The organism is Agrobacterium sp. CFBP2214 (genome assembly GCF_030209895.1).
GTDB lineage: Bacteria > Pseudomonadota > Alphaproteobacteria > Rhizobiales > Rhizobiaceae > Agrobacterium > Agrobacterium radiobacter.
This window is the reverse complement of record NZ_JARVRC010000003.1, coordinates 930545-945747: the sequence shown is the minus strand read 5'-3', so window position 1 is coordinate 945747 and position 15203 is coordinate 930545. Positions and strand designations below refer to the sequence as shown.

Below are 15203 nucleotides of genomic sequence, written 5' to 3'. Positions count from 1 at the left end.
TCCCATGACCAATATCGCTTCCGAAAACGCCGCTTCCAGCCCGAGCCTGATGGCGACGGCCGTGAAGGAGGGCCTGATTGCGGGCCTCATCTCGTTCGGCATGTTCATTCTTTATGTCGGCATCGTCACCTATCAGGATATCAACAACCAGCTGATCTGGGGCACCCGCTGGGGGCTTCTGGCGATCTTCGTCGGCATTGCCGCGGTCGGCCGCTTTCTCGTGGTCGGCTTCATCAAGCCGTCGCTGGACCGCCGCCGGCTTGCCAAGGCGAAAAGTGGCATTCTGGAAATCTCCGAGGAAAAAGGATTTTTCCACAAGCACTTCCTGAAGCTGGCGCTCGTCCTGCTGCTGCTTTATCCTGTTATCGCCGTGCAATTGTTCGGCTTTCAGGGCTCGCTGAAATTCGTCGACAATTTCGGCATCCAGATCCTGATCTATGTGATGCTGGCCTGGGGCCTGAACATCGTCGTCGGCCTCGCCGGCCTGCTCGATCTCGGTTATGTGGCCTTTTACGCGGTCGGCGCCTATTCCTACGCGCTGCTGTCAAGCCATTTCGGCCTGTCCTTCTGGGTGCTCCTGCCGGTCGCGGGCATTCTCGCCGGCTTCTGGGGCATCATTCTCGGTTTCCCGGTTCTGCGCCTTCGCGGCGACTATCTGGCGATCGTCACGCTGGCCTTCGGTGAGATCATCCGCCTCGTGCTTTTGAACTGGACGGCCGTCACCAAGGGCACCTTCGGCATTTCCGGCATCGCCAAGGCTTCGGTCTTCGGCATCTGGTCCTTCGATGTCGCTGCGCCGGACAATTTCGCCAAGGCCTTCGGCCTGTCGATGTCGTCGGCCTATTACAAGATCTTCCTGTTCTACGTGATCCTGCTTCTGTGCATGCTGACGGCTTACGTCACCATCAAGCTGCGCCGCATGCCGATCGGCCGTGCATGGGAAGCGCTGCGCGAGGACGAAATCGCCTGCCGTTCGCTCGGCATCGACACCGTCATCACCAAGCTCACCGCCTTTGCCACGGGCGCGATGTTCGGCGGTTTCGCCGGTTCGTTCTTTGCCGCGCGGCAGGGTTTCGTTTCGCCGGAAAGCTTCGTGTTCCTGGAATCGGCCGTCATCCTCGCCATCGTCGTACTTGGCGGCATGGGCTCGCTGACAGGTATCGCCATTGCGGCGCTCGTCATGGTCGGCGGCACCGAGCTTCTGCGTGAGATGGAGTTCCTGAAGCATGTCTTCGGGCCTGACTTCACACCGGAACTTTACCGCATGCTGCTCTTCGGTCTCGCCATGGTCATCGTCATGCTGTTCAAGCCGCGCGGTTTCGTCGGCTCGCGTGAACCCACGGCCTTCCTTAAAGAACGCAAGGCCGTCTCCGGCAGCTTTACCAAGGAAGGTCACGGTTGATGGCTTCCGGAATGACGAACATGACACCAAACACCACTGGCGATACGATCCTCAAGGTCGAACATCTCTCGATGCGCTTCGGCGGCCTGATGGCCATCAACGACTTCTCCTTCGAGGCGAAGCGCGGCGAGATCACGGCGCTGATCGGCCCCAACGGTGCGGGCAAGACCACGGTCTTCAACTGCATCACCGGCTTCTACAAGCCGACCATGGGCATGATCACCATGCGCCAGCAGAGTGGCGAGGCGCATCTTCTCGAGCGCCTGCCGGATTTCGAGATCACCAAGAAGGCCAAGGTGGCGCGCACCTTCCAGAACATCCGCCTGTTTTCGGGTCTGACGGTTCTGGAAAACCTGCTGGTGGCGCAGCACAATGCACTGATGAAGGCCTCGGGTTACACCATTCTCGGTCTTCTCGGCCTGCCCGCTTACCGGCGGGCGGTGGACGACTCGATCGAAAAGGCCAAATACTGGCTGGACAAGGCCGATCTGACCGACCGCGCCGACGATCCGGCCGGCGATCTGCCCTATGGCGCGCAGCGCCGTCTGGAAATCGCCCGCGCCATGTGCACGGGGCCGGAGCTTCTGTGCCTAGATGAGCCGGCCGCCGGTCTCAATCCGAAGGAATCGCTGGCGCTCAATGCGCTGCTGCGCGGCATTCGCGACGAAGGCACGTCGCTGCTTCTTATCGAGCACGACATGTCCGTGGTCATGCAGATTTCCGACCATGTCGTGGTTCTGGAATATGGCCAGAAGATTTCCGACGGTTCGCCGGACCATGTGAAGAACGACCCGAAGGTCATCGCCGCCTATCTGGGTGTCGAGGATGATGAAGTGGAAGACGTGATTGCGGAAGAACTCGACGGAGGAGCGGCCTGATGCCCGGTGAATCGCTTCTCAAAGTCCAGGGTGTCGAAACCTATTATGGCAATATCCGGGCTCTGGCCGGTGTCGATGTCGAGGTCAACAAGGGTGAGATCGTCAGCCTGATCGGCGCCAATGGCGCCGGCAAGTCGACGCTGATGATGACCATCTGCGGCAGCCCGCAGGCGCGCGCCGGTCAGGTGATCTTCGACGGTGAGGACATTACCCATCTGCCGACGCATCTGATTGCCCGCAAGCGCATCGCCCAGTCTCCCGAAGGCCGCCGGATTTTCCCGCGCATGACAGTGCTGGAAAACCTGCAGATGGGCGCCAATCTCGATAATCTCAAGCATTTCAAAGAGGACGTCGAGAAGATCTTCACGATGTTCCCGCGTCTGAAAGAGCGCCAGAGCCAGCGCGGCGGCACGCTTTCCGGCGGCGAGCAGCAGATGCTCTCCATCGGCCGCGCGCTGATGGCGCGTCCGAAGCTGCTGCTGCTTGATGAACCGTCACTCGGTCTTGCACCGCTGATCGTCAAGGGCATTTTCGAGGCGATCAAGAAACTCAACCAGGAAGAGGGGCTGACCGTCTTCCTCGTGGAGCAGAACGCCTTTGCCGCGCTGAAGCTTTCCGACCGCGCTTATGTGATGGTCAACGGCAAGGTGACGATGAGTGGTTCGGGCAGGGAACTGCTCGCCGATCCGCAGGTGCGCGCCGCCTATCTCGAAGGCGGACGGCACTGAAAGATTTTACTTGCGCCGGAAATCTTGCGGCGCAAGACTGCAAACGGCGGCCTGCCGTCCTTTCGGCCAAACCTTAAGGATCCCTGGCGGGGCGTAAACAATAAAATGCCCGGCGGGAAACGACGGGACGACAGACAAGGCAGGGCCAGGGCGTTTCCGCCCGGCACTGATGGGGAAAGAGATGCAGGGCCTTTTTTTCGAAACCGATAACGGCGTGCGTTATGTTCTGCGCGCACTGGTTGTTCTCTTGGGTTTCTGGACGGCGTGGCGCACGGGCAGATCGGTGGCCGATGGCTGGGGCGGTTATACGCGGGTGGTGATCTATACGCTCGCACTGGGGCTCGTCATGCGGTTTCTGCATTACGCGCTCTTCAACGGGCCGTTCATCAACGGCTTCTATTACGTGTTTGACGTCGTTCTTCTTCTGGTCTTTTCCAGCATCGGTTTCCGCATGCGCAGGACGAGCCAGATGGTCAATAATTACTATTGGCTCTACGACCGGACGTCGGCATTTTCCTACAAGAAGAAAGATTGACAGGCGGATTTTTCCGACTGCACAATGCTCGTCAGAGTGGAACGGTTTCCTGTTCAGTGAAGGTGGGTACTGAACAGGTCCTTGCAATCAACCCATCCAAAGGAACTGGGAGTAAAGTAATGAAGAAGTCTCTTCTTTCCGCTGTTGCGCTGACCGCCATGGTCGCGTTTGGCGGTTCGGCCTGGGCCGATGTCGTGATCGCTGTCGGCGCACCGCTGACCGGCCCGAACGCTGCTTTCGGCGCTCAGATCCAGAAGGGTGCCGAACAGGCTGCGAAAGACATCAATGCCGCCGGCGGCATCAATGGCGAGCAGATCAAGATCGTGCTGGGCGACGACGTATCCGACCCCAAGCAGGGTATTTCGGTTGCCAACAAATTCGTTGCTGACGGCGTGAAATTCGTTGTCGGTCACTTCAACTCCGGCGTTTCCATTCCGGCCTCTGAAGTTTACGCCGAAAACGGCATTCTCGAAATCACGCCTGCCGCAACCAACCCTGTTTTCACCGAACGCGGCCTGTGGAACACTTTCCGCACCTGCGGCCGTGACGACCAGCAGGGCGGCATCGCCGGCAAGTACCTGGCCGATCATTTCAAGGACGCCAAGGTCGCCATCATTCACGACAAGACACCTTATGGTCAGGGCCTTGCCGATGAAACCAAGAAGGCTGCCAATGCCGCCGGCGTGACTGAGGTCATGTATGAAGGCGTGAACGTCGGCGACAAGGACTTCTCCGCGCTGATCTCCAAGATGAAGGAAGCCGGCGTTTCCATCATCTACTGGGGCGGCCTGCACACCGAAGCCGGTCTCATCATCCGCCAGGCGGCTGACCAGGGCCTGAAGGCGAAGCTCGTTTCGGGAGACGGTATCGTCTCGAACGAACTTGCTTCCATCGCCGGCGACGCCGTTGAAGGCACGCTCAACACCTTCGGCCCCGATCCGACGCTGCGCCCGGAAAACAAGGAGCTGGTAGAGAAGTTCAAGGCCGCCGGCTTCAACCCGGAAGCCTACACGCTCTACTCCTACGCCGCGATGCAGGCGATTGCCGGTGCGGCGAAGGCTGCCGGTTCCGTGGAGCCGGAAAAGGTTGCCGAGGCCCTGAAGTCCGGCACCTTCCCGACCGCGCTTGGCGACATCTCCTTCGACGAGAAGGGCGACCCGAAGCTTCCCGGCTACGTCATGTACGAATGGAAGAAGGGTCCGGACGGCAAGTTCACCTACATCCAGCAGGGCAGCTAAGCTCTTCTGTGACTTCCTATCGAAGCCCGGCAGCGATGCCGGGCTTTTTCTTTTTGTGGTCCGGCTTGCCATACTGGAGACAACAAGGCGGGAAACAAAGCCTCTCGGGAAAACTGCAATGAGGGGTAGCAATGACGATAAAGCGAACCGTGTCTCTATTCCTTGTTCTTGCTGGGCTGGCGGCGGTGCTGATAGGCGTGCATTTCTTCAGCAAATCCCGAACGACGCAATTATTTGGTGGCATCATCGCAAGGGTCGAAACGGAAAGGCCGGTGGTGGCGCTGACCTTCGACGATGGGCCGTCGGTGCGTTTTACGCCTGATGTCCTGACGATCCTGAGGGAGCGCGGGGTAAAAGCGACTTTCTTTTTGACCGGTAAGGAGACCGAAGAAAACCTGCCGCAGGCGCGCATGATCGTGAGCGAGGGGCATCAGCTCGGCAACCATAGCTATGCGCATTCCAACATGATGTTCATGGGGCCGGCGCGGATCAGGGAGGAGATCGAGCGCACCGATGCGGCTATTCGCGCTGCGGGCTACGAAGGCGAGATCATGTTCCGGCCGCCCTATGGCAAGAAGCTGCTCACCTTGCCCTGGTATCTTTCACGGCATGACCGGAAAACCATCATGTGGGATGTCGAACCGGAATCGTTTCCCGATGTCGCCGACGATGCGGCCGCCCTCGCCAGTCACGTCATCGAGCAAACGAGAAACGGCTCGATCATCATCATGCATGTCATGTATCGAAGCCGCGAGGTATCCCGGCAGGCCTTGCCCCTGATCATAGACAGCCTTCGTCAACGCGGGTTTGAGTTTGTCACCGTTGCGCAATTGCTCTGATATCGCCGAGGCCGAACCTGTCGCTGTCAGCCGATCCGCGCCAGGATAAAGTCGGCACGTTCCTCGATGCCTGATTTTGGCAGCACGACACTATCGTAGCCAAGCGTTTCATAGTCCCGGACGAGACGATCATACTCCTCGACCGCGGCGTCGAAATCATGCCGGCGTTCATCGTCGCCCTGATAGATTTCAGGCCAGGGCGGGGTGAGGAAAACCAGAGGGTTATAGCGGTGCGTGTTTTTCAGCGTATCGATGAAGCCATCGCCGCTGACATGGCTCAGCGCGGATGCGGCGTCGATCAGGCCGCGGTCGAAAAAGACGAGGCCTTCCGCCGGCGCCTTTTGCCGGTCTTCCAGCGCCATGGCGATCGCCCGGCGGGCGAAAGCCTCGATGTCGATCCAGGGCAGGGCGGTGCCGTTATTGCGGGTTTCTTCGATGACGATGCGCCGACCGGGCTCCTCGACGGTGGCGAAACCGCGCCGGGCAAGTTGTGTGAGGAGGGTGGATTTGCCGCCGCCGGAGCAGCCGGAAAGGATGATGAAACGGTCCATGGGTGTTTCTCCTGTGTTGGGTTCAGGTTGATTGAGAGGTGATTTTTGGGAGGCGGGGGTTGAGGCTTGTTTCTTCTCCCCGTCGGGGAGAAGGCGGCCCGAAGGGTCGGATGAGGGGGCAAGCTCTCCGGATATCGCTACCCTAGCCCTCTCATCCCGCTGCCGCGACCTTCTCCCCGGCGGGGAGAAGAAACAAGCGGCACTCGCTCGGTCAATAAATTGGTGTTCTGCGCTCACGCAGAAAATATATGTTTTTTGAACCTGGCCGCACGAAATGCAGCCGTCATCCCTGATGCAGAATATGCGCCGCCTTGACGGCCGCCGAAGCGCGGTTCTCCACGCCGAGCTTCACATAGATCTGCTCAAGATGTTTGTTCACGGTTCTCGCGGAAAGGCCGAGAATATCGCCGATATCGCGGTTGGATTTACCCTTGGCGATCCACAGCAGCACTTCCGATTCCCGGGTCGTCAGCGCGAAATGTTCTTTCAGCAGATGGTCGTCCGATTTCTCGTTGGCGGCGGTCAGGCGGAAGAGATGTTCGTCCGGCCCCATGGCGCCGAGGAAGGAGAGTTGCAGGGCGGGACGCCCGGCCTGTGTGATTGTCAGCGGTGTGTCGCGGGCGGTATCCGCCGTCGCCCGGTTGCCCAGCCAGCCGGCAATATGGCTGACGACGATTTCCAGCCCATCATCGCGGCCGGTGGCCGCATTGACCAGCCGCGTCGCCTGCGGGGTTGACCAGTGGATGGCGCCATTGGCGCGCACGGCGAGCAGGTGGCGTCCGGCGGCATCGAGCGCCACGCGGGCGCTTTGCGCCGAGCGGGCATTGGAGAGATGCACGCGGATGCGGGCGCGCAGCTCGTCGATATTGATCGGCTTGGTCAGATAGTCGACACCACCGGATTCCAGCGCCCGCACCACATGTTCCGTCTCCGTCAGCCCGGTCATGAAGATGACAGGCACCTGCGCCACGGCGGCATTGGCCTTCAGGCGACGGCAGGTTTCGAAACCGTCCATCGAAGGCATGACGGCATCGAGCAGGATGATATCGGGCGTGATGCGCTCGGCAATGTTGAGGGCGGCCTGACCCGAGGTGGCGATCAGCGCCGAAAAGCCTGATTGTTCCAGCGCATCGGTCAAGAAACCAAGCGCCTCCGGGCTGTCATCCACCAGCAATACGATGTCTCTCGGCAGTGCTGCGCCTGGCCCGCTCATGCCTTGCCGTCTCCCCTGTCGCTATCTGAAAACCGCTTGAGAAAATGCGCGTAACCGGCCAGATCGAAAGCCTGCACATAGGTGCCGAGCTCTTGCGTGAAAGGCAGGTTATCCGTGTTGCGGGCAAGATCGGCGAGTTTCGCCTCTATGCCGCGTATGTAACCTATTTCGCCGAGCCGTTGCAAATCTTGAATATGGATCGCGCCCGGATGAACGATCTGCGCCGGGGGCTGCGGTGTGGGCGCCGGCGGCAAGTCCGTATCGTAAATCCATTTGAGGCCGAGATGCACGGCAAGCCTGTCGCAGAGATGGCGGATATCAACCGGCTTGGCGATGGCGTCGTTGTGATTGTCCTCGCCCGCACCCGCAACGGTTCCATCGCCGATATTGGCCGAGAGCATGATGAGCGGGGCGATCTGGCCGGCTTCGCGCAGTTTCGTCACGAGCTGCCAGCCGGTCATGCCGGGCATGGAAATATCGATGAGGAAAAGGTCGGGCTTCACACCTTCGATCAGCGTCAGGCATTCCGGTCCGCTCTGGGCGGTCAGCACTACGAAATCCAGCGGCGAGAGCACCTGCCGCATCAGCTCGCGATGGTCTTCGTTGTCATCAACCACGACGATGGTGCGGCGTGGGCCGGAATAGGAGCGGATGGTCTTTTCCGGCGCAGGCGCGGTGCTTGGCCGGTGCACGGCGGAGAGCATCAAGCGGACGCGGAAGGTGGAGCCTTGATCCTTCTCGCTCGAAACGGAAATCTCACCGCCCAGCGTATTGGTCAGAAGCCTTGTGATTGTCAGCCCCAGGCCGAGGCCCGGCATAGGGCGCACGCTTTCGGCCTCGCCACGCTGGAAAGGCTCGTAGATGCGGGCGAGATCTTTTTCGGTGATGCCGCGCCCGGTATCGGAAACCGTGAAGCTTGCCACCTGACTGCGATAGGCGACATCGAAGGTGACGCTGCCCTCATCGGTGAACTTGATGGCGTTGGAGAGCAGGTTGACGAGAATCTGGCGCAGCCGCTTTTCATCCGTGCGCACATATTGCGGCAGGGAATGGGCGCGTTCATGCCGGAATTCCAGACCCTTGGCCTGCGCCTGCGGGCGGAACATATCGACGATCTGGTCGAGGAAATCCTGAATATTGATCTCGTTGGAATAGACCTGCAGGCGGCCAGCCTCAATCTTGGAAATATCCAGAAGCCCGTCGATCAGGCCGGAGAGATGGTCGGCGGAACGGCGAATGACCTTGATGGCCGATTGCCGGGGAGGGGGAATGGTCTCGTCACGCTCGAGGATCTGAGCGTAACCAAGAACGGCGTTGAGCGGCGTGCGCAGCTCGTGGCTTAGGCCGACGACGTAGCGGCTCTTGGCGCGGTTGGCGGCCTCAGCCGTTTCCTTGGCGTCCTGAAGGGCGGCGTCGGTCTTCTTGTGGGCGGCGATTTCCTTCAGCAGCAATGTGTTCTGGCGCGAGGATTCCTCTTCCGCGACCACCCGACTGTCATGGGCGAGAACAAGAAACCAGCAGACAATGCCGGCAATGACGGCGAAGACGAAAAACACGATGAGGATGGTGCGGTTGACCACGTCAGCGGTCGCCGGCGAGGCGGTGCCGACCTGATGGGCGATCAAGGCGAGAATGCCGCCGATGGCGGTGACGGCAATGGCCGCCGCCATGCCGTAACGCCCGAGACGCGTGGCGAGCTTTGCCACCAGTTGCCTCGGCAGGAAGGTCTTTGCGACGGTTGCGACCTGATAGTTGAGCTTGGCCTTCGGCTTGCACATGTCATGGCAGCGGCTGTCCAGCGAGCAGCAGAGCGAACAGATCGGCGCCGCATAGGCCGGACACCATGCCATGTCTTCCGGCTCGAACGGGTGTTCGCAGATGGAGCAGGTGATGGCGCTCAGCTCGCGCCATTTCTGGCGCGGCTTGCGGGCCAGATAGAATTTGCCCTTCGTGCCCCAGGCGATCAGCGGCGAGGCGATGAAGGCGACGATGAGGGTGAGATAGGGCGCTAGCGAGGCAGCGAGTGCGCCGAAGGTGCCGAAATGCGCCATCAGCGCAATGGTGGCCGAAAGCGCCATGGAGCCAACGCCGACGGGATTGATATCGTAGAGATGGGCGCGCTTGAACTCGATGCCCGGTGGGGCAAGGCCGAGCGGCTTGTTGATGAACAGATCGGCCGAGATGGTGCAGAGCCAGGCCATGGCGACGATGGAAAAAATGCCGAGCGTTTCTTCCAGCAGGCGATAGATGCCGAGTTCCATCAACAGCAGCGCGATCACCACGTTGAAGACCAGCCAGACCACGCGGCCGGGATGGCTGTGGGTGAGGCGGGAGAAGAAGTTGGACCAGGCGAGCGAGCCCGCATAGGCGTTCATGACGTTGATTTTCAGCTGCGAGACCACCACGAAGGCGACCATCAGCAGCATGGCCGCCGTATGGTTGGGGATCATGTAGCCGAAGGCGGTCAGGTACATCTGGGCCGGATCGGCGGCGCGGTCCACCGAGACGCCGGAACTGAAGGTCAAGACCACGAGGAAGGAACCGGCCAGCAGCTTCGGCACGCCGACGACGACCCAGCCAGCACCGGCCAGAAAGACCGCGATGCGATGGCGCAGACGGCTCTGGCCCTCGGCGGGCAGGAAGCGCAGGAAATCCACCTGTTCGCCGATCTGCGACATCAGCGCGAGGATGACGGCAGACGCCGCGCCGAATTCCACCAGATTGAAATGGGCCACGGTGCCCGGCGGACCGGAGGCGTGATGAATGCCGGAAAAGGCCCGCCACAGATCGTATTTTTCCCAGTCCATCAAAGCGATGAAGATGAAGGGCAATACATTCAGCACGATCCAGAAGGGCTGGGTGATGATCTGGAAACGGCTGATGAGGCGCACGCCGTGGGTGACGAGCGGAATGACCATGACGGCGGAGATGATGTAGCCGATCCACAGGGGAATGCCGAGCGCCAGCTCCAGCGCGCCGGACATGATCGACGCCTCTATGGCGAAGAGCATGAAGGTAAAGGCGGCGTAGATCAGCGAGGTGATGGTGGAGCCGATGTAACCGAAGCTCGCGCCGCGTGTCAGGAGATCGATATCGACGCCGTGACGGATGGCGTAACGGCTGATCGGCAGGCCGACGGCAAGCATGGCAATGGCCGCGACGATGATGGCGTAAAAGGCGTTGGTGGTGCCGTATGACAGCGTGATCGCGCCGCCGATGGCTTCCAGTGCCAGAAAGGAAATAGCGCCGATGGCGGTGTGGGAGATGCGGTTGGACGAAAATTGCCGGGCGCTTTTAGCGGTGAAGCGCAGCGCATAATCTTCCAGCGTCTGGTTGGCGACCCAGCGGTTATATTCGCGCCTGACGGGGATGATGCGTTGCCGTGCGGCCATGCCTAGGATCCAGCCCCTTTCCGCAAAAGGTGTTTTGCCATTCTCACAGCCGCACCGACATGCCGCCATCCACCGTCAGCACATGGCCGTTGACGAAGGAGGAGGCGTCGCTGGCCAGAAACAGGGCTGCACCGGCGATTTCATCCGGCCTGCCCCAGCGTTCCAGCGGCACGCGCAGTTTGGCAAAGGCGACCATGTCAGGGTTTTCGGCAAGGGCCGCATTGGTTTCCGTGGCGAACATGCCGGGTGCAATGGCGTTGCTGGTGATGCCGCGCGCACCATATTCGACAGCTATTGCGCGCATCAGCCCGGTTAGCCCCTGCTTGGCAACGGGATAGATCGCATCGCCCGGCCTGACGATGTGGCCGAGAATGGAGGTGATGGTGATGATGCGGCCGTAACCGTTGGTGTTCATGGCTTGCGCGGCGTCTCGCGACAGCGAGACGGAGGAGGTGAGGTCGGTGCGGATAAGCTCCAGCACGTCCTCGTCGCTGAATTCGGAAAGCGGGCGGCGGTCGCGTGCGCCAACATTGTTGACGAGGATATCGAGATGGCCGAATTCGTCCATGATGCGGTGGACGAGGGCAGTTCCGGCGGCGGTATCGGCAATGTCGAAAGCGGCATAATCGGCTTTTCCGCCGGCTTGCCGAAGTGTGCCTGCTGCCTGTTCCAGCGCCTCGGCGTTACGGCCGGTCAGCCACACATGGGCCCCAGCCTCGGCAAAGGCCCTGGCGATTTCGAAACCGAGGCCGCGGCCGCTGCCTGTGATGATGGCGATGCGGTTTTCGAGAGAGAATTTTTTGAGAATGCCCATCGCTCACCTTCTTGCTTTAGAGCATCGGACCGAAAACCGTGTCGCGGTTCGGAAAAGCCGATGCGGTTGGTCAAAGCCACGCAACGTCTTCGAGTTTGCGCATAGGCAAGAATATTCCACGCAGGGCAGAGGGCGAAAGGTCGCCTGTCCGGTCCGGCCGTTCGGTGGACATAAAAATGGCGTCGCCCGGTTGCGGGCGACGCCATGTCTTGGGTTATCAGGCAGCAGCCGACTTTGCGAGCGGCACTTCTGCAATCGTCTTCAGAACGACGGAAGCGATCTGGTAAGGGCAGCCCTGCGAGTTCGGACGACGGTCTTCGAGGTAACCACGGTAACCGTTGTTGACGAAGGAGTGCGGAACGCGGATCGAGGCGCCACGGTCGGCAACGCCGTAGGAGAACTTGTTCCACGGAGCGGTTTCGTGCTTGCCGGTCAGGCGCAGGTGGTTGTCCGGACCGTAAACGTCGATGTGCTCCTGCCAGTTCTTGGCGAAAGCTGCCATGAGGGCTTCGAAATACTCCTTGCCGCCAACTTCACGCATGAACTTGGTGGAGAAGTTGCAATGCATGCCCGAACCGTTCCAGTCGGTATCGCCGAGCGGCTTGCAATGGAATTCGACGTCGATGCCGTACTGTTCGCAAAGACGCAGCAGCAGGTAACGGGCGATCCAGATCTGGTCGGCGGCGCGCTTGGAGCCCTTGCCGAATACCTGGAATTCCCACTGGCCCTTGGCCACTTCGGCGTTGATGCCTTCGTGGTTAATGCCGGCTTCGAGGCAGAGGTCGAGATGTTCTTCAACGATTTCGCGGGCAACCGAGCCGACGTTCTTGAAGCCGACGCCGGTGTAATACGGACCCTGCGGAGCCGGGTAACCCTGCTCGGGGAAGCCGAGCGGGCGGCCGTCCTGGTAGAAGAAATATTCCTGTTCGAAGCCGAACCATGCGTCCTCGTCGTCGAGGATGGTCGCGCGGCTGTTCGATGCATGCGGGGTGACGCCATCAGGCATCATGACTTCGCACATGACGAGTACGCCGTTGGTGCGGGCCGGATCGGGATAGATCGCAACGGGCTTCAGCACGCAATCCGACGAGTGGCCTTCGGCCTGCTGGGTGGACGAGCCATCAAAACCCCAAAGCGGCAGCTGCTCGAGCGTCGGGAACTCGTCGAATTCCTTGACCTGTGTCTTGCCGCGCAGGTTGGGGACCGGCTTGTATCCGTCCAGCCAGATGTACTCGAGTTTGAACTTAGTCATTACGAACCTCTCATAGGTAACAATGCGAAGCCTTGAGGCCTCCCGTGGCTTTGACCACCGGAAGCGCATTCGCGTTCAAGGGCTGACGGGTTAGATGCATGCCGCGTGCCAGATTGGCGATATCGGGCGAATTCTTCGAAAAATCTTTCAGGGGCCCTGTCATGCAGGGGCTGCGGTATCACCTCGGTCCGCTTCTGCTGCACTGCGGCAGGCAAATTCACCCCTCATGTTTCATCATTGAATCCTGATAGATAGCCGACGTCTTGCGGGGAAATGCCCTGCTGCGGTGCAATGATTTCAATTGCGCGCGAGGGATCGGCATTTGCCCCAAAAACCGGCGCTTTCGGAATGGTTTTTCTTGTAGATGAGGCGATTAATGCCTATATTTTTCGCAACGTGATTTTTTTTTAATCAAACGGAGCGAATCCGGCGCTTGCGGGTTTGCTCCATACAAAAAGTGCTTCGATGCAAACAAAGTGAGATGATCGAAATGGCAACTGGCATTCATCGCGAGACGGCAACGATCTATCAATTCCCGGTCGGCGGGCGCGCGGGTCTTTCGAAGTTCCGCAGCAGCGGCCTGAACGACCTCGAGCGCCAGGCGCAGGAACCGCATATCGACTTCGGTTCCTGGTATCACGATGATGCGATCCGCGACGAAGAACGGAACGACAAGCCGCATTCCTGATCTGGCTTCTTGTGAAGTTTTACCGATTGCGGTGGGCCTAGCCACGTTTGCGTCTTCAACTCTTCAGGCCCACTCTGCGTCAACCTCGGGCTTGACCCGTGGATCCACGATGGGAGCGCCTATGGATCCTCGCCTCAAGGGCGAGGATGACGTCGAATAGGCGGGACGGTCGAACATAAAAGCCGGCGGATGTTTAAGCCGAGCTTTCTCCCAAATCTCCTTCCCTGCATCTTTCGCCACCCCGCCTACGTCAATTGACGTATACGGTTTCGCGTCCGCGAGATCGATAGTCCCTCCCAGCAGCGGCCGCAGATGCCGCTGAGCCTCGATGAGAGGCCAACAAGGAGAGGGGTTCTTCCGATGATGTTCCGCAAGACGCTTAGTGCCGCGCTGCTTGGCGCGATCCTGTCCACCACCGCCTTCCACGGCGCGTTTGCAGCTGATGACACGATCAAGGTCGGCGTGCTGCATTCGCTTTCCGGTACCATGGCGATTTCAGAGACGACGCTGAAGGACGCCATGTTGATGCTCATCGACGAGCAGAACAAGAAGGGCGGCGTTCTCGGCAAGAAGCTCGAAGCCGTCGTGGTCGATCCGGCCTCCGATTGGCCGCTGTTTGCCGAAAAGGCCCGCCAGCTGATTTCGCAGGACAAGGTCGCCGCCGTTTTCGGCTGCTGGACGTCTTCCTCGCGCAAATCAGTGCTGCCGGTTTTCGAGGAACTGAATTCGATCCTGTTCTACCCGGTTCAGTACGAGGGTGAAGAATCCTCGCGCAACATCTTCTATACGGGTGCGGCACCGAACCAGCAGGCCATTCCGGCCGTCGATTATCTCGCCAGCACCGAAGGTGTGGAGCGCTGGGTTCTGGCCGGTACGGACTATGTCTACCCGCAGACCACCAACAAGATCCTGAAGGCCTACCTGATGTCGAAGGGCGTCAAGGAAGAGGACATCATGATCAACTACACGCCGTTCGGTCATTCCGACTGGCAGACGATCGTGTCCGACATCAAGAAGTTCGGCTCGGCCGGCAAGAAGACCGCCGTGGTCTCCACCATCAACGGCGACGCCAACGTGCCGTTCTACAAAGAACTGGCGAACCAGGGCATCAAGGCGGAAGACATTCCGGTCGTCGCCTTCTCTGTTGGCGAAGAAGAGCTTGCCGGTCTCGATACCGCACCGCTCGTCGGCCACCTTGCCGCCTGGAACTACTTCCAGTCTGTCGATGCTCCGGTCAATGCCGAGTTCATCAAGACCTGGCACGCGTTTACGAAAAACGACAAGCGCGTGACCAACGACCCGATGGAAGCGGCCTATATCGGTTTCAACGCCTGGGTAAAGGCCGTCGAATCCGCCGGCACGACCGATACGGACAAGGTCCTGGACTCGATCATCGGCGTTTCGGTGCCGAACCTTTCGGGCGGTTACTCCACCGTCATGCCGAACCACCACATCACCAAGCCGGTGCTGATCGGCGAAATCCAGGCCGATGGGCAGTTTGAGATCGTGCAGCAGACACCGCAGGTGGTGGGTGATGAATGGTCGGATTACCTGCCGGACTCGAAGGATCTGATCTCGGATTGGAGGAAGCCGATGTCTTGCGGCAACTTCAATGTGGCCAGTGGCAAGTGCGGCGGCAAGGGTAGCTGATTAGCGACGGTTGGTTGCCGCCC

13 protein-coding genes are annotated in these 15203 nt (G+C 59.9%); 8 read left to right on the top strand and 5 right to left on the bottom strand.

Annotated features, from left to right (window positions below; all coding sequences use genetic code 11):
• Nucleotides 1-4 precede the first annotated feature (4 nt).
• From livM to QRN60_RS11915, 6 genes are all read left to right on the top strand, one after another.
• Nucleotides 5-1402, top strand: a complete 1398-nt coding sequence (gene livM, locus QRN60_RS11940; RefSeq protein WP_129564872.1) for a high-affinity branched-chain amino acid ABC transporter permease LivM — start codon at nucleotides 5-7, stop codon at nucleotides 1400-1402.
• Complete coding sequence (locus tag QRN60_RS11935) at nucleotides 1402-2280, top strand: ABC transporter ATP-binding protein (RefSeq protein WP_004430053.1); 879 nt, start codon at nucleotides 1402-1404, stop codon at nucleotides 2278-2280. The genes livM and QRN60_RS11935 overlap by 1 nt, the downstream gene beginning before the upstream one ends.
• Nucleotides 2280-3008 carry an ABC transporter ATP-binding protein gene (locus QRN60_RS11930; RefSeq protein ID WP_004430059.1) on the top strand — a complete coding sequence of 243 codons (729 nt, stop codon included), beginning with the start codon at nucleotides 2280-2282 and terminating at the stop codon, nucleotides 3006-3008. The genes QRN60_RS11935 and QRN60_RS11930 overlap by 1 nt, the downstream gene beginning before the upstream one ends.
• Before the next feature lie 181 nt (nucleotides 3009-3189).
• The gene (locus QRN60_RS11925; RefSeq protein WP_004430061.1) at nucleotides 3190-3543 is read left to right on the top strand and encodes a DUF6867 family protein; all 354 of its coding nucleotides are present in this window, start codon (nucleotides 3190-3192) and stop codon (nucleotides 3541-3543) included.
• Nucleotides 3544-3662: 119 nt separating this feature from the next.
• Nucleotides 3663-4781, top strand: coding sequence for a branched-chain amino acid ABC transporter substrate-binding protein (locus tag QRN60_RS11920; protein ID WP_004430064.1), 1119 nt, complete (start codon nucleotides 3663-3665; stop codon nucleotides 4779-4781).
• A gap of 131 nt (nucleotides 4782-4912) precedes the next feature.
• A complete protein-coding gene (locus QRN60_RS11915) occupies nucleotides 4913-5620 on the top strand; it encodes a polysaccharide deacetylase family protein (RefSeq protein WP_129564871.1) in 708 nt (235 codons plus the stop codon).
• Between the two features lie 26 nt (nucleotides 5621-5646).
• Here the strand turns inward: QRN60_RS11915 and QRN60_RS11910 are convergent, their stop codons facing one another.
• The 5 genes from QRN60_RS11910 to QRN60_RS11890 all read right to left on the bottom strand — a co-directional run bounded on the left by QRN60_RS11910 (nucleotide 5647) and on the right by QRN60_RS11890 (nucleotide 12842).
• The gene (locus tag QRN60_RS11910) at nucleotides 5647-6171 is read right to left on the bottom strand and encodes an AAA family ATPase (protein WP_099085901.1); all 525 of its coding nucleotides are present in this window, start codon (nucleotides 6169-6171) and stop codon (nucleotides 5647-5649) included.
• Nucleotides 6172-6454: 283 nt separating this feature from the next.
• A complete protein-coding gene (locus QRN60_RS11905; protein ID WP_112355784.1) occupies nucleotides 6455-7384 on the bottom strand; it encodes a response regulator in 930 nt (309 codons plus the stop codon).
• Nucleotides 7381-10776 carry a hybrid sensor histidine kinase/response regulator gene (locus tag QRN60_RS11900; RefSeq protein WP_129564870.1) on the bottom strand — a complete coding sequence of 1132 codons (3396 nt, stop codon included), beginning with the start codon at nucleotides 10774-10776 and terminating at the stop codon, nucleotides 7381-7383. Before QRN60_RS11900 ends, QRN60_RS11905 begins: the two co-directional genes overlap by 4 nt.
• A 43-nt stretch (nucleotides 10777-10819) precedes the next feature.
• Entirely contained in the window at nucleotides 10820-11590 is a 771-nt protein-coding gene (locus QRN60_RS11895) for an SDR family oxidoreductase (protein WP_003510171.1), read from the bottom strand.
• A 217-nt stretch (nucleotides 11591-11807) separates the two neighbouring features.
• Nucleotides 11808-12842 carry a glutamine synthetase beta-grasp domain-containing protein gene (locus tag QRN60_RS11890; protein ID WP_003510168.1) on the bottom strand — a complete coding sequence of 345 codons (1035 nt, stop codon included), beginning with the start codon at nucleotides 12840-12842 and terminating at the stop codon, nucleotides 11808-11810.
• Nucleotides 12843-13323: 481 nt separating this feature from the next.
• Here QRN60_RS11890 and QRN60_RS11885 point away from each other — a divergent pair, with 481 nt between their 5' ends.
• Together QRN60_RS11885 and urtA are read left to right on the top strand one after the other, a co-directional pair.
• Nucleotides 13324-13530 carry a DUF2735 domain-containing protein gene (locus QRN60_RS11885; RefSeq protein ID WP_003510163.1) on the top strand — a complete coding sequence of 69 codons (207 nt, stop codon included), beginning with the start codon at nucleotides 13324-13326 and terminating at the stop codon, nucleotides 13528-13530.
• A gap of 360 nt (nucleotides 13531-13890) precedes the next feature.
• Nucleotides 13891-15180: an urea ABC transporter substrate-binding protein gene (gene urtA, locus QRN60_RS11880; RefSeq protein ID WP_003510158.1), complete on the top strand. Its 1290-nt coding sequence runs from the start codon at nucleotides 13891-13893 to the stop codon at nucleotides 15178-15180.
• The last annotated feature ends 23 nt before the right edge of the window (nucleotides 15181-15203 follow it).